Annotated in this window: 13 protein-coding genes; 10 read left to right on the top strand and 3 right to left on the bottom strand. The window is 70.2% G+C overall.

Translation table 11 applies throughout. The annotated features are described in order from the left end of the window. The first annotated feature begins 174 nt into the window (after positions 1–174). From FB563_RS04995 to hflX, 3 genes are all read left to right on the top strand, one after another. A complete protein-coding gene (locus FB563_RS04995) occupies positions 175–2,403 on the top strand; it encodes a RelA/SpoT family protein (RefSeq protein ID WP_079048486.1) in 2,229 nt (742 codons plus the stop codon). A gap of 583 nt (positions 2,404–2,986) precedes the next feature. After that, positions 2,987–4,537 (top strand): M1 family metallopeptidase, encoded by a 1,551-nt coding sequence (locus FB563_RS04990; RefSeq protein WP_142218489.1) that lies wholly within the window; start codon positions 2,987–2,989, stop codon positions 4,535–4,537. Positions 4,538–4,696: 159 nt separating this feature from the next. Then, positions 4,697–6,187 (top strand): GTPase HflX, encoded by a 1,491-nt coding sequence (hflX, locus tag FB563_RS04985; protein ID WP_055709722.1) that lies wholly within the window; start codon positions 4,697–4,699, stop codon positions 6,185–6,187. 158 nt (positions 6,188–6,345) lie between these two features. Here hflX and FB563_RS04980 read toward each other — a convergent pair whose 3' ends face one another. After that, positions 6,346–7,569: a trypsin-like serine peptidase gene (locus FB563_RS04980; RefSeq protein WP_199832999.1), complete on the bottom strand. Its 1,224-nt coding sequence runs from the start codon at positions 7,567–7,569 to the stop codon at positions 6,346–6,348. Between the two features lie 527 nt (positions 7,570–8,096). Here FB563_RS04980 and FB563_RS04975 point away from each other — a divergent pair. The 4 genes from FB563_RS04975 (at position 8,097) to FB563_RS04960 (ending at position 14,960) form a co-directional block, all read left to right on the top strand. After that, the gene (locus FB563_RS04975; protein ID WP_079049074.1) at positions 8,097–9,521 is read left to right on the top strand and encodes a diaminobutyrate--2-oxoglutarate transaminase family protein; all 1,425 of its coding nucleotides are present in this window, start codon (positions 8,097–8,099) and stop codon (positions 9,519–9,521) included. Positions 9,522–9,804: 283 nt separating this feature from the next. Continuing rightward, positions 9,805–11,763 carry an IucA/IucC family protein gene (locus FB563_RS04970; RefSeq protein ID WP_063797153.1) on the top strand — a complete coding sequence of 653 codons (1,959 nt, stop codon included), beginning with the start codon at positions 9,805–9,807 and terminating at the stop codon, positions 11,761–11,763. Between the two features lie 68 nt (positions 11,764–11,831). Beyond that, a complete protein-coding gene (locus FB563_RS04965) occupies positions 11,832–12,638 on the top strand; it encodes a GNAT family N-acetyltransferase (protein WP_142218488.1) in 807 nt (268 codons plus the stop codon). A gap of 330 nt (positions 12,639–12,968) precedes the next feature. Then, the gene (locus FB563_RS04960; protein WP_055710153.1) at positions 12,969–14,960 is read left to right on the top strand and encodes an ATP-dependent DNA helicase; all 1,992 of its coding nucleotides are present in this window, start codon (positions 12,969–12,971) and stop codon (positions 14,958–14,960) included. Positions 14,961–15,110: 150 nt separating this feature from the next. On the opposite strand, the gene lexA is transcribed toward FB563_RS04960, so the two are convergent. Then, positions 15,111–15,890 (bottom strand): transcriptional repressor LexA, encoded by a 780-nt coding sequence (gene lexA / locus FB563_RS04955; RefSeq protein ID WP_055710152.1) that lies wholly within the window; start codon positions 15,888–15,890, stop codon positions 15,111–15,113. Positions 15,891–16,477: 587 nt separating this feature from the next. Between lexA and nrdR the strand changes: the two genes are divergently transcribed. Continuing rightward, the gene (nrdR, locus tag FB563_RS04950) at positions 16,478–17,029 is read left to right on the top strand and encodes a transcriptional regulator NrdR (RefSeq protein ID WP_055710154.1); all 552 of its coding nucleotides are present in this window, start codon (positions 16,478–16,480) and stop codon (positions 17,027–17,029) included. 164 nt (positions 17,030–17,193) lie between these two features. Further along, positions 17,194–20,085: a vitamin B12-dependent ribonucleotide reductase gene (locus tag FB563_RS04945; protein ID WP_055710151.1), complete on the top strand. Its 2,892-nt coding sequence runs from the start codon at positions 17,194–17,196 to the stop codon at positions 20,083–20,085. A 79-nt stretch (positions 20,086–20,164) separates the two neighbouring features. Here the strand turns inward: FB563_RS04945 and FB563_RS04940 are convergent, their stop codons facing one another. Beyond that, complete coding sequence (locus FB563_RS04940) at positions 20,165–20,695, bottom strand: TerD family protein (RefSeq protein WP_055710150.1); 531 nt, start codon at positions 20,693–20,695, stop codon at positions 20,165–20,167. A 152-nt stretch (positions 20,696–20,847) separates the two neighbouring features. On the opposite strand from FB563_RS04940, the gene FB563_RS04935 reads away from it, so the two are divergent. Continuing rightward, a complete protein-coding gene (locus FB563_RS04935) occupies positions 20,848–21,453 on the top strand; it encodes a YdbC family protein (protein ID WP_142218487.1) in 606 nt (201 codons plus the stop codon). The last annotated feature ends 3 nt before the right edge of the window (positions 21,454–21,456 follow it).

Genomic DNA, 21,456 nt, shown 5'->3' with positions numbered 1-21,456 from the left:
AACCTCCTTCTCGTCGCTCGAATGGGTGATCCGTTTCACGCTGGGTCAGAGGCGGTCGGTCGCACGTGATGGGCTCGGTAGCATCAAGCACCGGCACGGACGGGGGAACGTCGCCATCCCTGAGCCGCGTACGCCCTGGGGCCCCGTCCGCCGGTCCACGAGCCGGAGGTGCCCATGAGTGCGGAGGCCACGAACCCTGCGAGCCCTGGCCCGGTAGCGCCCACGGCGTCCGCGGCGACCACCGCCCCCGCGGTGCCCAGAGCGGACCGCAGGAAGTCCCGGCCCCGGATCGACCTGCGCAGACTCGGCCGGGCCGCGCTGCTGGGCCCCGCCGTCCGCGGCAAACTCCCCGACGCCATCGGCCATGTCGTGGAGGCGCACCGCGCCCACCACCCCGACGCGGACATCGATCCGCTGCGCCGCGCCTACGTCCTCGCGGAGTCCTCGCACCGCGGCCAGATGCGCAAGAGCGGTGAGCCGTACATCACCCACCCGCTCGCGGTGACCCTGATCCTCGCCGAACTCGGCGCCGAGACCACGACCTTGACGGCCTCTCTGCTCCACGACACGGTCGAGGACACCGACGTGACGCTGGAGCAGGTGCGGGAACAGTTCGGCGAGGAGGTTCGTTATCTCGTCGACGGCGTCACGAAGCTGGAGAAGGTCGACTACGGAGCCGCCGCCGAGCCGGAGACCTTCCGCAAGATGCTCGTCGCCACCGGCAGCGACGTGCGCGTGATGTCGATCAAACTCGCCGACCGTCTGCACAACATGCGCACCCTCGGCGTGATGCGTCCCGAGAAGCAGGCGCGGATCGCCAAGGTCACCCGAGACGTCCTCATTCCGCTCGCCGAACGCCTCGGCGTGCAGGCCCTGAAGACCGAGATGGAGGACCTGGTCTTCGCGATCCTGCACCCCGAGGAGTACGCACACACACGCCGGCTCATCGCCGAGAACGCCGCCCGCCCCGACGACCCGCTGGCCGAGGTCGCCGACGAGATGCGGGGGGTGCTGCGCGAGGCCGGAATCCAGGCCGAAGTCCTCATCCGCCCGCGGCACTTCGTCTCCGTCCACCGTGTGGGCCGCAAACGCGGACAACTGCGGGGCACCGACTTCGGCCGCCTGCTCGTGCTGGTGAGCGAGGACGCCGACTGTTACGGCGTCCTCGGCGAGCTGCACACCTGTATGACGCCGGTGGTCTCGGAGTTCAAGGACTTCATCGCCGTACCGAAGTTCAACCTGTACCAGTCACTGCACACCGCCGTCGCCCGCCCCGACGGGCAGGTCGTCGAAGTCCTGATCCGCACCCACCAGATGCACAAGGTCGCCGAGGCCGGCGTCGTCGCCCTCGGCAACCCCTACGCTCCCGCCTCGGACGCTCCCGCCCCCGCAGAGGGCGAGCGGGCCGACCCCACCCGTCCCGGCTGGCTCTCCCGGCTCCTCGACTGGCAGCGGGCCGCCCCCGATCCCGACACCTTCTGGTCCACCCTGCGCGAGGACCTGGCGCAGGACCGCGAGATCACCGTCTTCCGCCCCGACGGCGGCACCCTGGGCCTGCCCGAGGGCGCCACCTGCGTGGACGCCGCCTACGCCCAGTACGGCGAGGACGCGCACGCCTGCATCGGCGCCCGCGTCAACGGCCGGCTGGCCACCCTCAGCACCGTGCTGAGGGACGGCGACAGCGTCCAGCTCCTCATGGGCCAGGACCCGGCCTCCGAACCCTCCCGTGAATGGCTGGAGCACGCCCACACCCCGGCTGCGCGCATCGCCATCCAGCGCTGGCTGGCGACGCACCCGGGCGGCGGCACCGGCACGGAGGACATGACCGGCACCCGCGCCGAAACCACCGAGGCCACCGCCCCCGCACGGCGCACCGACGCGACCGCGGTCACCGCCGCGTCCCGCCCGGCGGACGCGTCCCCCGCCGAGGGCACCCCGGCCCGGTCGCGCGGCGCCGACGTCCTCGTGGACCGGCCGGGGGCCGCCGTACGGCTCGCCCGGTGCTGTACGCCCGTGCCGCCAGACGAGATCACCGGCTTCGCGGTACGCGGGGGCGCGGTGACCGTGCACCGGGTGGAGTGCGCCGCGGTGGCGCACATGAAGGGCAGGGGGCGCGGGGAGATCGGTGTGCGCTGGGGGGATACCGCCGAATGCCGGGTCACCCTGGTCGCTGAATCGTTCGGCCGCCCCCATCTGCTCGCCGACCTCACCGAGGCGATCTCCTCGGCGGGCGCCGACATCGTCTCGGCGACCGTGGAACCGCCCAGCCAGCAGCGGGTACGGCACACCTACACCCTCCAGCTCCCCGACGCGGCCCGCCTCCCGGCCCTGATGCGCGCCATGCGGGAGGTCCCGGGCGTGTACGACGTGGCCCGCGCCCAGCACCAGGCGCCGGGCGCCTGAGGGGCGCGATGTGACTGGGGTGCTCCGAACGCGACCGTTGGTACTTCTCGCGACCCGGGCGCTGGATGCAACCCGGGAGCGCTGGAGGCAACCGGGGAGCGCTGGAGGCTAGTGAGGAGCGCGGGGGCGGGTGAGCAGCGCCGGGGCTTGACGGCGCGCTCGGTACGAGGCCGGGCGCCGCAGGTGGGATCGAAGACTGCCGGGGGCCGGGTCGGAGGGCTGCCGGGCTCTGGCCAGAGGGCTGCCGGGCCTGGGCCAGAAGCGTGTCGGGCCGGGATCAGTGAGCTGCTGGGCCTGGGCCAGAGAGCTGCTGGAGCTGAGCCAGAGGCCTGCTGGGGCCTTGGCCAGAGGGCTGCCGGGCCTGGACCAGAGGGGTGTCGGGCCGGGATCAGAGTGCGCCGGTCCGGGATCAAAGAGCTGCTGGGCCTGGGCCAGAGAGCTGCTGGACCTGGGCCAGAGGCTGCCGGGGCCTTGGCCAGAGGGCTGCCGGTCTTGCGCAGAAGGCCCTCGGAACCGAACCCGATCGGGTGGGCCGGGCGCGAGTCGCCGTCGTAGCCCGGGAACGCACTGGTAGCGGTGGTGCATGCTGCTCAACCCCCGCGTCGGCCTCCGTGCCTGCTCCGAGTCCCGGACTCAGTCCAGGACCCAGCCCCGGACCCACCTCCAGCTCTCCCGGCGCCGGAAGGCGGCCCTGCTCGCCTCCGCCGTCTCCCTCTGTCTCCTCGCGGCCGCGGCCCCGCCCAAGCCCCTCGGCGTGGGCGACCGGCTCTTCCCGTACCTGGGCAACCCGGGCTACGACGTGGCGTCGTACGACCTGTCCTTCACCTACCCCGGCAGCAACGACAAGCCGCTGCAGGCCGTCACCACCATCGACGCCCGGACCACCGCAGACCTGGACCGGATCAACCTCGACTTCACGCACGGCACCGTGCAGTCCGTCGACGTGGACGGGCGTCCCGCGACCTTCACCACCGCGGGCGAGGATCTGGTCGTCACCCCGGAACACGGTCTCCCGGAGGGCAGCCGGACCCTGATCACGGTCAGGCACACCAGCGATCCCGCCGTCGCCAAGGACGGCGACGGCGGGTGGGTGCGCACCTCCGACGGACTCGCCATGGCCAACCAGGCCGACGCCGCCCACCTGGTCTTCCCGTGCAACGACCACCCGTCCGACAAGGCGATGTTCACCTTCCACATCACCGCCCCGAAGGGCTACACCGCCGTCGCCAACGGCCTGCCCGTCGGAGTGGACCGGGCCGGCCGCACCACCACCTGGACCTATCGCACCCAGCACCCCATGGCCACCGAACTCGCCCAGGTGTCCATCGGCCGGTCCTCCGTGCTGCACCGCAAGGGACCGGACGGGCTGCCGATGCGTGACGTCGTGCCCAGCGCCGACGCCAAGGCCCTCGAACCCTGGCTCGCCAAGACGCCGGACCAGATCGCCTGGATGGAGAGCAAGGTCGGGAAATACCCCTTCGAGACGTACGGCCTCCTCATGGCACAGGCCTCCACCGGGTTCGAACTGGAGACACAGACCCTGTCCCTCTTCGAGAAGGACCTGTTCACCGATCCCGCCTACCCCAAGTGGTACGTCGAGTCGATCATGGTGCACGAGCTGTCCCACCAGTGGTTCGGCGACAGCGTCAGCCCCCGCACCTGGTCCGACGTCTGGCTGAACGAGGGGCATGCCACCTGGTACGAGGCCCTGTACGCCGAGGAGCACGCGCACCGGCCCATGGCGGACCGCATGAAGACGGCGTACGGCGCCTCCGACCGCTGGCGCGCAGCCGGCGGCCCGCCCGCCCTGCCCAAGGCGCCCGCCCCCGGCCAGAAGATCAGCATCTTCCGGCCGAACATCTACGACGGTGCCGCGCTCGTGCTCTACGCCCTGCGGCAGGAGATCGGCCGGCCGGCCTTCGAACGCCTGGAGCGGACGTGGGTCCGCGACTACCGGGACTCCACCGCCGGCACCGCCGACTTCATCCGGCTGGCCTCCACGGTCTCCGGCCGTGACCTGAGCGACTTCTTCCAGGCCTGGCTGTACGGCGAGAAGACCCCGCCGATGCCCGGTCACCCGGACTGGAAGCCCACGTCGCCGCCCAAGGCGGCCAAGCCGCGCGCCCGGCGATAACACGGTGACGAGACGGGCCGCCTCGTGCGACCATCTTCGGGTCGGCGTGAGACGGGACACGGGAATCTCCCGGGGTACCCATACGTTGACAACACAGGTGCGGGCCCGCAGGACCGCCCTGCCGACGCCGTAACGGCATCCCATCGACGTAAGGATCCAATGACCTCCTCTTCTTCCCCTTCCCAGGACACCAAGCGCCTCGCGCACGCCTATCCCGAGGGTCTTCGGGCCGATGCCCTGATGGAAGAGGACGTCGCCTGGAGCCACGAGATCGACGGCGAGCGGGACGGCGACCAGTTCGACCGCTCCGAGCGCGCGGCCCTGCGCCGTGTGGCGGGCCTGTCCACCGAGCTGGAGGACGTCACCGAGGTCGAGTACCGGCAGCTCCGCCTGGAGCGGGTCGTGCTCGTCGGGGTGTGGACCACCGGCACCGCACAGGACGCCGAGAACTCCCTCGCGGAGCTGGCCGCCCTCGCGGAGACCGCGGGCGCGCTCGTGCTCGACGGCGTGATCCAGCGCCGCGACAAGCCCGACGCGGCCACCTACATCGGCTCCGGCAAGGCCCAGGAGCTGCGCGACATCGTCCTCGAGACGGGCGCGGACACGGTCATCTGCGACGGTGAGCTGAGCCCGGGCCAGCTGATCCAGCTGGAGGACGTCGTCAAGGTCAAGGTCATCGACCGTACGGCCCTGATCCTGGACATCTTCGCCCAGCACGCCAAGTCCCGAGAGGGCAAGGCGCAGGTCGCGCTCGCGCAGATGCAGTACATGCTGCCGCGGCTGCGCGGCTGGGGTCAGTCGCTGTCCCGGCAGATGGGTGGCGGTCGCGGCGGCCTCGCCACGCGTGGCCCCGGTGAGACCAAGATCGAGACGGACCGGCGGCGGATCCGCGAGAAGATGGCGAAGATGCGCCGGGAGATCGCGGACATGAAGACCGGCCGCGAGATCAAGCGGCAGGAACGCCGGCGCAACAAGGTGCCGTCCGTCGCCATCGCGGGCTACACCAACGCCGGCAAGTCCTCCCTGCTCAACCGGCTCACGGGCGCCGGTGTCCTGGTCGAGAACGCCCTGTTCGCGACCCTGGACCCGACCGTCCGACGCGCCGAGACCCCGAGCGGTCGCCTGTACACGCTGGCGGACACCGTCGGCTTCGTCCGGCACCTGCCGCACCACCTGGTAGAGGCGTTCCGCTCCACCATGGAGGAGGTCGGCGACTCCGACCTGATCCTGCACGTGGTGGACGGTTCGCACCCGAACCCGGAGGAGCAGCTCGCCGCCGTACGCGAGGTGATCCGGGACGTCGGCGCCACCGACGTGCCCGAGATCGTCGTGATCAACAAGGCGGACGCGGCCGACCCGCTGGTCCTCCAGCGGCTGCTCAGGGTCGAGAAGCGCTCCATCGCCGTCTCGGCCCGCACCGGCCGGGGCCTGGAGAAACTGCTCGCCCTGATCGACGACGAGCTGCCGCGCCCGGCGGTCGAGGTCGAGGCGCTCGTGCCGTACACCCACGGCAAGCTCGTCGCCCGCGCCCACACCGAGGGCGAGGTGATCTCCGAGGAGCACACCGCGGAGGGCACCCTGCTCAAGGTCCGGGTCCACGAGGAACTGGCGGCGGACCTGGCGCCGTACGCACCGGTCTCGGCGGCCTGACCCCCGGCTGTACGAAAGGCCCGCTCCCCTTATGAGGGGGCGGGCCTTTTCCACGCCCCGCGCCCCGTCAGGGGCGCGGGGACTGCGCGACCAGCCGCAGACGACCGTCAGCCGCCGACGCGCAGCTCCACCCACGGCGAGAGCGCCACGCTTCCCGTCTACTGCCCGGCAAACTTCTTGCTGACCGACCGGTATACGCCCTTGGCCACAGAACCGAACCGAGGACCGGCCAGCCACCCCGAAGACACTGGGCCGATCGACGTGTTGGACACCAGCGCCGGCTTACCGTCGGCACCGGTCTCCACCCAGCCACCTCCGGAGGAACCCGCGGTCATCGTGCAGCCGATCCGGTACATCGTCGGGGCCGACTGCTCGATGGACAGCCGGCCCGGCTTGTCCGTGCACTGGTAGAGCAGCTGCCCGTCGAACGGAGCCGCTTCCGGGTAGCCGGACGCGGTGATGCCGCTGACCTTCGGCACCGCGGGGGCGTCGAAGTTCACCGGCAGCGCCCCGCCGACGGTCTCCTCCAGCGACTTGCCGCCGTTGCCCTGCTCCGGCGTCACATGGATCACCGCGAAGTCGTACGGGGCACCGTTGCCGCCGGTCTCACCGCCCTGGTCGATCCACTGCTGCGAGGTCCGCGCCGCATCGGCCCACCAGACGCCGTACGGGGCGATCTCGGACCGGCTGGCGTTCTGCAGCTGAGCCACCGACTTGCCGGAGTTGTTGTACGACGGCACGAACGCCATGTTGCGGTACCAGCCGCCGTTCTTGCCCGCGTGCACACAGTGGCCCGCCGTCCAGACCAGGTTGGACTTGCCCGGGTGCGCGGGGTCCGCGACGACCGTGCCGGAGCACACCATGTGGCCCTCGGGGGAGTCGAAGAACACCTTCCCCGAGGTGGCCGCGTTGGTGTGGTACGGCGGCGTGACCGCCTGAGCCTTCACCGGCTGCGGGGTCGGGTCCGTCACGCCCTGGTCACCGGAGATGTCGTTGTCGTTGACACCCTTGTTCGGGTCGTTGGCGTGGCGCATCCGGTTGGGGTCCCACAGGCCCTTGATGATCGGGTTGATGAAGTCGTTGGCCTCGCGCAGCCAGTCTTCCTTGTTCCAGTTCTTCCAGGCGCCGTTCTTCCACTTGTCGATGTCGATCCCGTGCTCCTTGAGCCTCTGCTTGAGGTCGTCCGGGATCCTGATCTTTCCGTCGCCGGAGCCGGCCGCGGTCGCCGATGCGGTCGGCTTGCCGTCGGCCTTGTCGTCGCTGTTGCAGGCGGTGGCGGTCAGCGCCAGCGCCGAGGCGAGGGCGACCGCCGCCAGTGCGGGGGAGGCACGGCGGGGGCCCCTCCCTCGCCGAACGGTGAACGACGGCCGTATCGATCGCATGCTGTGATTCCCCCTGCTGTGAAGGTACTCGGCGCTTCGGCCGCGCCACCGGCCCGGAACCCATGAGGAGTTCATGCCGGTCTCACGACCGTCTAGGAACGGCAACACACACTATGCGCTCGCTGTGGGGGACTTCCGACGGAACGGCAACGGTTCGGCTACAAGCCGTCTGACCAGGCCAACCACCTGTGAATTGCCCGATTTGACGTCCACTCACCGAGACGGCCTCGCGCGTTGCCGCCTCCCTGCGACGGCCGCGCCCGCCCGTCCGGGCGCGCGTCCGGCCGTCCGGACCACGCCGCACGGAGTCGTGCATTCCGCCGGCGGACCGCCCTCCGCGACGCGGCACCGGGCCGGCCGCCGTCCCGTCGTGGCATGATCTTGCGCGAACCCGTAACCCGTCGACCGGTCCACGGTTGTAGCGGTGGGGGGCCAGCTGCCTGCACCCGGTCCCCGCGGATCAACTCGCCTCTGGACAGCGGGGAGGACAGCGAGCCGTGGCCGTTACGGAGTCGAGGGCTGGGGGCATGCACGGGGAAGCGCGTGCTGTGCACGAGGGGATCCTCAGACGCCAGTCGGCGCGTGAATCCTCCGCCCGTACCTATGCCCGGGCCCTGCCCATCGTCCCGGTCCGGGCGCGAGGGCTCACCATCGAGGGCGCCGACGGCCGCCGCTACCTGGACTGTCTCTCCGGCGCCGGCACCCTCGCCCTCGGGCACAACCATCCGGTCGTCCTGGAAGCCATCCGCAGGGTCCTCGACTCCGGCGCTCCGCTCTCCGTCCTCGACCTGGCGACCCCCGTGAAGGACGCCTTCATCACCGAGCTGTTCCGCACCCTCCCGCCCGGCCTCGCCGACCGCGCCCGCGTCCAGTTCTGCGGTCCGGCCGGTACCGACGCCGTCGAGGCCGCACTCAAACTGGTCCGCGCCGCGACCGGCCGCACCGGCATCCTCGCCTTCACCGGCGCCTACCACGGCATGACCGCCGGCGCCCTGGCCGCCTCCGGCGGCGCCCGTGACGTCCAGGTCGCCCGCCTGCCCTATCCGCAGGACTATCGCTGCCCCTTCGGTGTCGGCGGACCGCACGGCGCCGAACTCGCCGCCCGGTGGACCGAGTCTCTTCTCGATGATCCCAAGTCGGGCGTGCCCCTGCCCGCCGGGATGATCCTCGAACCCGTCCAGGGCGAGGGCGGGGTGATTCCCGGCCCCGACGACTGGCTGCGCCGTATGCGCCGGCTCACGGCGGACCGGTCCATCCCGCTGATCGCCGACGAGATCCAGACCGGAGTGGGCAGGACGGGCGCCTTCTGGGCCGTCGACCACAGCGGCATCACCCCCGACGTCATGGTCCTGTCCAAGGCCGTCGGCGGCAGCCTCCCGCTGGCAGTGATCGTCTACCGCGACGATCTCGACGTCTGGCCACCCGGCGCCCACGCGGGAACCTTCCGGGGCAACCAGCTCGCCATGGCCGCGGGCACCGCGACCCTTGCGTTCGTCCGAGAGAACGGCCTCGCCGAACGAGCGGCCGACCTCGGCTCCCGCATGCTGAACCGCCTCGGGGAACTCGCCGACACCTTCGCGTGCGTGGGCGAGGTGCGGGGGCGTGGACTGATGCTCGGGGTCGAGCTGGTGGACCCGGCGGGCGCCGTTTCCGAGCCCCTCGACCACCACCCCGCGGCCTCGGATCCGGAACCCCCTCACGCTCCCCGTCCGGCCGCGCCCGAACTCGCCGTGGCAGTGCAGCGGGAGTGTCTCCAGCGCGGCTTGATCGTCGAACTCGGCGGCCGCCACTCGGCCGTGGTCCGGCTGCTTCCACCGCTCACGATCAGCGAGGAGCAGGCAGCGGCCGTTCTGGACCGCCTGTCGGACGCGGTGGCCGCGGTCGCTCGCGACCACGAAGAGCACGGCCCACAGCACGGCAGACACCACGGCCCTGGCCGGCGCGCGGGCTGAGGCCCACACCGATGCCGACCGGTCCTGGAAACCGACACCGGTCTTCCGATCCCCTGCCCTTCTCATCCAACTGCACCTCCTTTCAAGGGCATTCAGGCCAAAACGGCCTCCCATGACACATCCAGAGTCCTCTCGCCCACACCCGCTCTCCCCGCCGACCTGGCCCGGCGGCGCGGCCAGGCCGGCCGCCGACGCCGCCGAGGCGACCATCGGCCGCGGTGGAACGGCGACAGAGCGACGGGACGAGCCCAGTACCACCCCCAGCCAGCCAAGAGGAGCCGTCATGAACGCCACTCCCACTCCCGGCGGCAGCTCCGGTGCTCCCGACGAACAGGGAGACTCCGCAGCCCCGGCCTCTCCGGTGCCGCTCGCCGAGTCCGTTCCCCGGCAGAAGAGGCGCACCGCGGATCTCACCCGACTGCCCGAGCCCGGCGCCGACCTGCTGGAACATCCCGACCCGCACATCGCGGCCGAGGCCGCCGCCGTGGAGAACCTGCTGCGGTGCTGGGTACGCGAGACCAACCTCGTCGCCCCCGCCTGTGGCACCCTCCTCCTCCCGCTTCCGGCCAGCGGCACCTCTCTGCTCGTGCCGGTCCGCTACTGGTCGCCGACCGGCTCGCATCGCTTCGGTTCACCACGCCTGGCCGGCGCCCCCGACGCCGCCCCGGACGTCGACGCCGTCACCTTGGCGGCGCTGCTCGCCCGTGAGGCATCCGGGGACACGGCCGATGCCTCCCGCGGCCAGGCATCCGGAACAGCCGTCTCTCATGACGACGCTGAGCTCGTGGCCAGGGTGGCCGACTCCCTCCGCCGCACCGCGACCTTCGTCCGTGACCGGCGCGAGCACCCCACCGACGCCTCCGACCTCTTCCTCTCCGCCGAGCAGGCCCTCCTTCTCGGGCACCCCCTCCATCCGACTCCGAAGAGCCGGGAAGGGCTGACCGAGGCAGAAACACGTCTCTACTCACCGGAGCTGCGCGGCTCCTTTCCGCTGCACTGGATGGCTGTCGCCCCCTCTCTCCTCGCGACCGACTCGGCCTGGACCGAGCGCGGTCGTCCCGTCCCCGCCGGCCACCTCACCCGGCGCCTCGCCGAAGCCGACCTGCCCCTGCCCGACAGCCATGCCGCTCTCCCCCTGCACCCGTGGCAGGCTCGCGAGCTGCGCCATCGCGAACCCGTAGCCGCCCTGCTCGACTCCGGCCTCCTCCGTGACCTCGGGCCCCTCGGCACCGAATGGCATCCCACCTCCTCCGTACGCACGGTCCACCGATCCGGCGCCCCCGCGATGCTCAAGCTGTCGCTCGGTGTGCGCATCACCAACTCCTGCCGCGAGAACCTGCGCAAGGAACTCCATCGGGGAGTCGAGGTGCACCGGCTGCTGCGCGCCGGCCTGTTCAAGCAATGGCAGGCCGTACACCCCGGCTTCGACATCGTCCGTGACCCGGCCTGGCTCGCCGTCGACGACCCGGACGGCCTGCCCGTGCCCGGACTCGACGTGGTGATCCGGCACAACCCGTTCGGCCCGACCGACGAAGTCGGCTGTGTCGCCGGACTCGTGTCGCCCCGGCCCGCCCCCGAGCCTGGAATCGGCAACTCCTCGACACAACACCGGACTTGGCCCATGCGCTCCCGGCTGGCCGAACTCGTGGCGAGGCTCGCCGCCCGCACCGGGCGGCCCGTCGGAGCCGTTGCAGCTGAGTGGTTCCTCCGCTACCTGAAGCAGGTCGTGCGCCCCGTCCTCTGGCTGGACAGCGAGGCAGGCGTCGCCCTCGAAGCGCACCAGCAGAACACCCTGCTGGTGCTCGACGGCCACGGCTGGCCCGCCGGCGGCTACTACCGCGACAACCAGGGGTACTACTTCCGCGAGTCCCGGCGAGCTGATCTGGACGCCCGGCTGCCCGGCATCGGTGAGCACAGCGACACCTTCGTCTCCGACGAGGTCACCGACGAACGCTTCGCCTACTACCTCGCCATCAACAACGTGCTGGGCCTGATCGGTGCATTCGGCTCCCAACGCCTGGCCGACGAACGACTCCTCCTCGCGGCCTTCCGCCGCTTCCTCAGCGACGTCTCAACAGGACCCAACGCCCTGCGCACCTCCCTGCCCCGTCGCCTGCTCGACTCACCCGTGCTGCGCTGCAAGGCCAACCTGCTGACCCGGCTGCACGGTCTCGACGAGCTCGTCGGCCCGGTCGACACCCAGTCCGTCTACGTCACCATCGCCAACCCCCTTCATTCCTGAACGAACCGAACCTGCTCCCCGCACCCCCGAGGACCATGACCCCCCTCGTCTCCTGAGAGGAGCGCACCATGCCTCCCACCGACGCGAACGCCGGCCCCGGCCCCGCCACTGCCCGTCCGGATGCCCCCGCCCCCACACTCGTCTCTGTCCCCGGGGGCTCCGCCGACCCCCGAACGGTCCATGCGAGCCCCCGAAGTGCCCCCTTCACCGGGTTCGCGATCGAGGACGACGACGGGGACTGCGAGGACACACTGGATCTGCATCTGCCCACCGACTTCCTCGCCCTCTTCGGCGGAGGCACGGCCTATCTGCTGGACCAGCTCCACACATGGGGTTCGGTGGTCACTCGTGTCGGCTCCTTCCAGCTGGTTCCCGTCCGCATCGATGAAGACCTGTCACTCATCCATCGCTGGATGAACGACCCCGTCGTCGCGGAATTCTGGGAGCTGGCCGGGCCCCAGAACCGGACGGAGGACCACCTGCGCGCTCAACTGGACGGCGACGGACGCAGCATGCCGTGTCTCGGCGTACTGGACGGCGCCCCTATGAGCTACTGGGAGATCTACCGGGCAGACCTGGATCCCCTGGCCCGCCACTATCCGGCCCGTCCACATGACACCGGGATCCACTTCCTCCTCGGCGCGGCCGCGGATCGAGGGCGGGGGCTGGGATCCGCCCTGCTGCGAGCCGTGGCCGATCTGATCCTCGACCGGCGCCCCGCATGCGCACGGGTCGTAGCGGAACCCGATCTTCGCAACACCCCCTCCATCGCGGCTTTCCTGAGCGCCGGCTTCCGGTACGCGGACGAGGCCGACCTGCCCGGCAAGCGGGCCGCCCTCATGATCCGGGACCGGGTCCTGCGCGAAGTTCTGTAGCACCGTGTGATCACGCGGTCACATGTAGTACGACTGGCGGACCGATCGAGTTCCCACCCGATCCGAGAAATTTCCGAGGCAGGCCGACGGACCACCCGCGGCATCGCCCGCTACCCCCACCGCCCCCACCGTTCCGCCGCCAGCGACCCGCCACCACGCCCGGCCGACTTGCCCTCCCCCTGCTCTTCCTTCCGCCCGCCGCCACCGCCCAAGTCCTTCTCCCGCCACTTCCGCCACCCACCCCGCACCCAGGAGCCCAGCCGTGATCCCGCCCTCCCTCCCCGTCTCAAGCGCACGTTTGTCAGTGCCGGGCCGTAGGGTGGTCGGGCTATGACGAAGCCCTCACTCCCCGAACTCCTGCATGCCGCTGTCACAGCCGTCGGTGGCACGGAGCGCCCCGGCCAGGTGACCATGGCCGAAGCGGTCGCCGAGGCGATCGACGACGGATCCCACCTGCTGGTCCAGGCCGGCACCGGCACCGGAAAGTCGCTCGGCTATCTGGTGCCCGCGCTGGCGCACGGGGAAAGAGTGGTCGTCGCGACGGCCACGCTCGCGCTGCAGCGCCAGCTCGTGGAGCGCGACCTGCCGCGCACGGTCGAGGCTCTGCACCCGCTGCTGCGCCGCCGCCCGGAGTTCGCGATGCTGAAGGGCCGGTCGAACTATCTCTGCCTGCACCGCCTGCACGAGGGCATGCCGCAGGACGAGGAGGACGGCCTCTTCGACCAGTTCGAGGCCGCCGCGCCCACCAGCAAGCTGGGCCAGGACCTCCTGCGGCTGCGGGACTGGTCGGACGAGACGGAGACCGGTGACCGGGACGACCTCACTCCGGGCGTGTCGGACCGCGCCTGGGCGCAGGTGTCGGTGTCGTCGCGGGAGTGCCTGGGCGCCTCGAAGTGCGCTTATGGCGCCGAGTGCTTCGCGGAGATGGCCCGCGAGCGTGCCAAGCTCGCCGAGGTCGTGGTCACCAACCACGCGCTGCTGGCCATCGACGCCATCGAGGGTGCGCCGGTGCTTCCACAGCACGAGGTGCTGATCGTGGACGAGGCCCACGAACTCGTCTCCCGGGTCACCGGCGTCGCGACCGGCGAGCTCACGCCCGGCCAGGTCAACCGAGCGGTGCGCCGCGCCGCCAAGCTGGTGAACGAGAAGGCCGCCGATCAGCTCCAGACCGCCGCCGAGGGCTTCGAGCGGCTGATGGAGCTGGCCCTGCCGGGCCGCTTGGAAGAGATCCCGGAAGACCTCGGTTACGCCCTGATGGCGTTGCGGGACGCCGCGCGGACGGTCATCTCCGCGATGGGCGCGACGCGCGACAAATCGGTGCAGGACGAGGACGCGGTCCGCAAGCAGGCGCTGGCCTCGGTGGAGACGGTGCACGACGTGGCGGAACGGGTCCTGAACGGCTCGGAGTGGGACGTCGTCTGGTACGAGCGGCACGACCGCTTCGGCGCGTCCCTGAGGGTCGCCCCCATGTCGGTCTCGGGCCTGCTCAGGGAGAAGCTCTTCGCCGACCGCGCCGTCGTCCTCACCTCGGCGACCCTCAAGCTGGGCGGCGACTTCAACGGCGTCGGCGCGTCCCTCGGCCTCGGCCCCGAGGGCGTGGAGGGCGAGGACCTGCCGAAGTGGAAGGGTGTCGATGTCGGCTCGCCCTTCGACTACCGCAGGCAGGGCATCTTCTACGTCGCCAGGCACCTCTCGCGGCCCGCGCGTGACGGTGAGCGTGCCGACATGCTCGACGAGCTGACCGAACTCATCCAGGCGGCCGGTGGCCGGACCCTCGGGCTGTTCTCGTCCATGCGGGCCGCGCAGCTCGCGGGGGAGGAGCTGCGCTCCCGGATTCCCGAGTTTCCGATCCTGCTCCAGGGCGAGGAGACCCTCGGCGAGCTGATCAAGAACTTCGCGGCCGATCCGAAGACCTGCCTGTTCGGCACGCTGTCCCTGTGGCAGGGCGTCGACGTCCCCGGACCGAGCTGTCAGCTGGTCGTCATGGACAAGATCCCGTTCCCCCGTCCCGACGATCCGCTCATGAGTGCCCGGCAGAAGGCGGTGGAGGACGCGGGCGGCAACGGCTTCATGGCGGTGGCCGCCACCCACGCGGCCCTGCTCATGGCTCAGGGCGCCGGCCGGCTCGTCCGCGCGTCGGGGGACCGGGGCGTGGTCGCCGTACTGGATCAGCGGCTGGCCACGGCGCGGTACGGCGGCTATCTCAAGGCGTCACTGCCGGACTTCTGGTACACCACGGACCGTAACCAGGTGCGCAAGTCGCTCGCGGCGATCGACGCGGCGGCGAAGGCGACGGAAGCGCAGCAGACCGAGGAGAAGTGATCGCGGGGTGGCCCGACCGGTGCCGGTCAGACCACCCCGATGCGAAAACACGGGGCGGCCTCCGGACACAGCAGGACCCCGGAACCGGCGCAGGGGTTCCGGGGCCCGGTCAGGGAGTGGGCCGAACGTACGACCCGCCCGCCGCAGGCGTCATACGCGCCGCAGCACCGCGACGACCTTGCCCAGAATGGTCGCGTCGTCGCCGGGAATCGGCTCGTAGGCCGCGTTGTGCGGGAGCAGCCAGACGTGGCCGTCCTCGCGCTTGAACCGCTTGACGGTGGCTTCGCCGTCGAGCATGGCCGCCACGATGTCGCCGTTCTCGGCGACCGGCTGGCGACGGACGGTGACCCAGTCGCCGTCGCAGATCGCGGCCTCGATCATGGAGTCGCCGACGACCTTGAGGACGAACAGCTCACCGTCGCCGACGAGCTGGCGGGGGAGAGGGAAGACGTCCTCGACGGACTCCTCCGCGAGGATGGGGCCACCGGCGGCGATGCGGCCGACCAGCGGGACGTACGACGCGGCGGGCTTGCCGGCGGTGTCCGTGGGCTGCACGGTCACGGCCTGGTCCGAGCCCCGGACCTCGTACGCGCGCGGGCGGTGCGGGTCGCGGCGCAGGAAGCCCTTGCGCTCCAGCGCCATCAGCTGGTGGGCGACCGAGGATGTGCTCGAGAGGCCGACGGCCTGGCCGATCTCCCGCATCGACGGCGGGTAACCGCGCCGCTGTACAGAGTCCCGGATGACTTCGATCACGCGGCGCTGGCGGTCGGTCAGTCCGGAACTGTCCGCCCGGATGCCTGGAGGTCGGCCCGGCAGGGAGCGCTTGTGCCCCTCGGGATTCGTGGCTTCGTTCATCACGTGTACCGGCTCGACTCGTCCCTGGGAGCGGTCCTGGGCGGTGATGGTGGCACTGTCTGCGGTGGTGGTCACGTCTGCCCCTCTCGATGGTCTCCCTGCTGGACAACGGTAGTTGCTTTCGAAAGGTTGCGCCAAACACACGTTCGAGTGAAAAAGTGCGATTCACCTGACGCGATCATGTGTCTGGGTGTATTGCTAACGCGCCACCTGGCAGGCAAAAGCGCCCATTGTTGTACTCTTCACCGCTGGGATTGCCGACCTCGTGGGCCGCTACCCCAGTCTGCCATCCGGAACCCGCTCGTCCGGGCTCCGGGTCCCTTCTGCGCCGGAGCCCCACGCGGCCTCCGTGCGGCGCCCACGGTATCTCCGTAAGTCCCACAGCGATACGCCTCTGCGCCCGCGTGTCTCTGTGGAGGCCGTAGGGCTGCCTGCGTGGGCCTTCTCCAGGTCGGCGTCCGCTTTCGTCCCTCACGACACGCGAGTTGGCCTCGGTGTATGAGCCAATCCCCACATCTAGTGGTTGGATGGCTACACCGGCCCAGAAGTTGTGGTCCCCCCGGTCTGAGGCGGTCCCACGATCGCCTATGCTTAGGGCTGCTTCGCGGGGCTCATGTGGCTCGGTGAGGCTATTGAGTCTGCTGTGAGGAGGGTTGGAGATCATGCACTGCCCCTTCTGCAGGCACCCCGACAGCCGTGTGGTCGACAGTCGTACGACCGACGACGGCACGGCGATCCGCAGGCGCCGCCAGTGCCCCGACTGCTCCCGTCGTTTCACGACCGTGGAGACGTGCTCGCTCATGGTGATCAAGCGGTCCGGGGTCACCGAGCCTTTCAGTCGTACCAAGGTCATCAACGGCGTGCGCAAGGCATGCCAGGGACGGCCTGTCACCGAGGACGCACTCGCCCAGCTCGGCCAGCGGGTCGAGGAGGCGCTGCGGGCCACCGGAAGCGCCGAGCTGACCACCCACGACGTGGGACTGGCCATACTCGGCCCGTTGCAGGAGCTCGACCTCGTCGCCTATCTGCGATTCGCCTCCGTGTACCGGGCGTTCGACTCGCTCGAGGATTTCGAGGCCGCCATCGCGGAGCTGAGGGAGGCGACGCGAGGCCCCGCCGCGGACGAGGAAGACGCGGGAGCGGGGAGCCAGGAAGACGATCGCGGGTCCGGCGGGACCACTCAGGTCCCCGTGCCCGCCCGCGCCGCCGACTGACCGGCGGCCCGGAAGCCGGAGGAGAGCCGGGTTCCGGCCGGGAGGCGGCGACCGAAGACCTGTTGCGGGTGGCAGCTGAGGGTGCCCGCAACACAAGACACAACACCGTGCCACGGGAACAAACGCGGCACTTCAGGGCGTTTTTGCCCGTACAGGGAGGCGGCATGACAGAGACGGCGAGCGGTCCGGCACGAGGTTCCCGAACCAAGGGCACCAAGGCCACCAAGGGACTGCGTATCGAGCGCATCCACACCACGCCCGGCGTACACCCGTACGACGAGGTGTCGTGGGAGCGCCGTGACGTCGTCATGACCAACTGGCGCGACGGCTCGGTCAATTTCGAGCAGCGTGGCGTCGAGTTCCCCGACTTCTGGTCGGTGAACGCGGTCAACATCGTCACCAGCAAGTACTTCCGCGGTGCCGTCGGCACCCCGCAGCGCGAGACCAGCCTCAAGCAGCTGATCGACCGCATCGTGAAGACGTACCGGAAGGCCGGCGAGGACCACAAGTACTTCGCCTCGCCCGCCGACGCCGAGATCTTCGAGCACGAGCTGGCCTACGCCCTCCTGCACCAGATCTTCAGCTTCAACAGCCCCGTCTGGTTCAACGTGGGCACCCCGCAGCCCCAGCAGGTCTCCGCCTGCTTCATCCTGTCCGTCGACGACTCCATGGAGTCGATCCTCGACTGGTACAAGGAAGAGGGCATGATCTTCAAGGGCGGCTCCGGAGCCGGCCTGAACCTCTCCCGCATCCGCTCCTCCAAGGAACTGCTGTCCTCCGGCGGCAACGCCTCCGGCCCGGTCTCCTTCATGCGCGGCGCCGACGCCTCCGCCGGCACCATCAAGTCCGGTGGCGCCACCCGCCGCGCCGCCAAGATGGTCGTGCTCGACGTCGACCACCCCGACATCGAGGACTTCATCGAGACCAAGGTCAAGGAAGAGGAGAAGATCCGCGTCCTGCGCGACGCGGGCTTCGACATGGACCTGGGCGGCGACGACATCACCTCCGTCCAGTACCAGAACGCCAACAACTCGGTCCGCGTGAACGACGAGTTCATGAAGGCGGTCGAGGACAGCGGCAAGTTCGGCCTGCGCGCCCGTATGACCGGTGAGGTCATCGAGGAGGTCGACGCCAAGGCGCTCTTCCGCAAGATCGCCGAGGCCGCCTGGGCCTGCGCCGACCCGGGTATCCAGTACGACGACACCATCAACAACTGGCACACCTGCCCCGAGTCCGGCCGGATCACCGCGTCGAACCCGTGCAGCGAGTACATGCACCTGGACAACACGTCCTGCAACCTGGCCTCGCTGAACCTGATGAAGTTCCTGAAGGACGACGGCAAGGGCCACCAGTCCTTCGAGACCGAGCGCTTCCAGAAGGTCGTCGAGCTGGTCATCACCGCGATGGACATCTCGATCTGCTTCGCGGACTTCCCGACCCAGAAGATCGGCGAGAACACGCGCGCGTTCCGCCAGCTCGGCATCGGCTACGCCAACCTCGGCGCCCTGCTGATGGCCACCGGTCACGCCTACGACTCCGACGGCGGCCGTGCCCTCGCCGGCGCCATCACCTCCCTGATGACGGGTACGGCCTACCGCCGCTCCGCCGAGCTGGCCGCGGTCGTCGGTCCGTACGACGGCTACGCCCGCAACGCCGACGCCCACAAGCGCGTCATGAAGCAGCACGCCGACGCCAACGGCCAGGCCGTCCGCATGGACGACCTGGACACCCCGGTGTGGGCAGCCGCCACGGAGGCCTGGCAGGACGTCGTCCGTCTCGGTGAGAAGAACGGTTTCCGTAACTCCCAGGCGTCCGTCCTGGCCCCGACCGGCACCATCGGTCTCGCGATGTCCTGCGACACCACCGGTGTCGAGCCCGACCTGGCGCTGGTGAAGTTCAAGAAGCTGGTCGGCGGCGGCTCGATGCAGATCGTCAACGGCACCGTGCCGCAGGCCCTGCGCCGCCTGGGCTACCAGGAGGAGCAGATCGAGGCGATCGTCGCCCACATCGCCGAGCACGGCAATGTGATCGACGCTCCTGGCCTGAAGCACGAGCACTACGAGGTGTTCGACTGCGCCATGGGCGAGCGCGCCATCTCCCCGATGGGCCACGTCCGCATGATGGCCGCGATCCAGCCGTGGATCTCCGGCGCCATCTCCAAGACGGTCAACATGCCGGAGACGGCGACCGTCGAGGAGGTCGAGGAGATCTACTTCGAGGCCTGGAAGCTGGGCGTGAAGGCGCTCGCGATCTACCGCGACAACTGCAAGGTCGGCCAGCCGCTCTCCGCCAAGAAGAAGGACTCCGCGGAGGAGAAGAAGGCCGAGGAGGCCGCCGCCGTCGAGCCCAGGGTCGAGAAGGTCGTCGAGTACCGCCCGGTCCGCAAGCGCCTCCCGAAGGGACGTCCCGGCATCACCACGTCCTTCACCGTCGGCGGTGCCGAGGGCTACATGACGGCCAACTCCTACCCGGACGACGGTCTCGGCGAGGTCTTCCTGAAGATGTCCAAGCAGGGCTCGACCCTCGCGGGCATGATGGACGCCTTCTCCATCGCGGTCTCCGTCGGCCTGCAGTACGGCGTGCCGCTGGAGACGTACGTCTCGAAGTTCACCAACATGCGCTTCGAGCCGGCCGGCATGACGGACGACCCGGACGTGCGGATGGCGCAGTCGATCGTCGACTACATCTTCCGCCGCCTGGCGCTGGACTTCCTGCCCTTCGAGACCCGCTCCGCGCTCGGCATCCACTCCGCCGAGGAGCGTCAGCGGCACCTGGAGACCGGTTCCTACGAGCCGGCCGATGACGAGGTCGACGTCGAGGGCCTGGCCCAGTCCGCGCCCCGTGCGCAGGAGCTGAAGGCGGTCGCCACGCCGAGGTCCGAGTCCGAGGCGGCCAAGCCCGCCCCGAAGCAGGCCCACACCAGCGCCGAGCTGGTGGAGATGCAGCTGGGCATCCAGGCCGACGCCCCGCTGTGCTTCTCCTGCGGTACGAAGATGCAGCGGGCCGGGTCCTGCTACATCTGCGAGGGCTGCGGCTCGACCAGCGGCTGCAGCTGACGACGTGCGGTTCCTGAAGTGAGGTAAGGGGCGTCGGCAATGGCCGGCGCCCCTTACCGCCAGTGGGCCCCGACCATGACTACTGGGCTCGGCCCATGACCCGGGTGAAGGTCGCCGGGTCCTCCTCGAAGCCGTGCACGCCGGGACGGAAGGTCCACTCCCCGGAGGCGTCACGGACGAATTCCGCGATCGTGGCCGCCGTCGCACCGAGGACCGAACCGAAGTCGTCCTGTGCGAGCACGGTGTAGCGGTCCACCCGGATGCGCATGGCCGGATTCAGCACATTGATGAACGTCCTGTGGCCGAAACGCTGTTGGATGACGACACCGACCACCACGCGCGCGTACCGGCCGTCGAGCCGGTCCAGTTCCAGCGTCATGACCTCGTCCCAACCGAAGCCCCTGCCGTCCGTGCTGTCCCGGTTGAGGAAGATGGTGCCGTCCGGCGAGCGGCTGTCGAAGTGCACCAGATAGGCCGGGGTCCCGTACGGGTCGCCCGACAGGAACGTCGCGGCGACGAGATCGAGATCGGTGGGCGGCTGACCCGCAGGACTGGGGTCCCACTTGAGCCCGACCTCGACCTTGCCGATCCCCTTGCTGAAACCGGTCAACAGGCTTCCCCTTCCCCCGGCGGCGCCATGCTCCCCAACTCGGCTGCAGTCAGGGCTCCTTGTCCATCGTGCCACGCGCGGGGGGCCGCACGCGCGGGCGATCTCCGCCGGAGCGTGACCGACGCCACGCCCCGTGGCCTTACGATGGCGCGGTGCTGGTCAAGTGGATTCGCTGCACCGTGGTGGACCGCCGCGGCTTCGAGCGGGGGCAGCGGAAGTGGGCGGGGCTTCTGGGGGAGCCGGGTTTCCGGGGGCAAGGGGGAGGCTGGAGCCGGCAGCGGCCGGGGGTGGTGCACATCTTCGCCTTCTGGGAGAGCCGTGCCTTCTACGACTCCTTCATGGCCCGCTCGCACGACCGCCTGGCGGCCGCCCAGTCCGGCACGTTCAAGGACGCGCAGGTCAAGCTGTTCGAGTACCGCTTCGACGTGAAGACGGGCTTCGAGCCGCGGTTCACCGACTCCGATCTGATCCGTGTCGCACTGTGCCGGGTCCACGAGGAGCGCGTCGAGCACTTCACGCTGATGCAGGAGAAGGTCTGGAACCCGGCGATGGCCGGTTCGCCCGGCATGATCCGCGGCATGTTCGCCGAGGCACCCGGGCAGGAGTTCCTGGTGCTGTCGATGTGGCGGTCGGCGGCCGAGCACGGCAAGTACCGCACCGAGCGCGTGGAACGCCTCGCGCTGCGTGCCCAGACAGAGGCCGACGTCGCGGCGCTCTCCGGTGACATCGTGGAGCTGGAGCCGTCCTGGACGGTCTGACAC

The organism is Streptomyces puniciscabiei (assembly GCF_006715785.1).
GTDB lineage: Bacteria > Actinomycetota > Actinomycetes > Streptomycetales > Streptomycetaceae > Streptomyces > Streptomyces puniciscabiei.
This window is presented reverse-complemented; position numbering and strand designations above follow the sequence as displayed.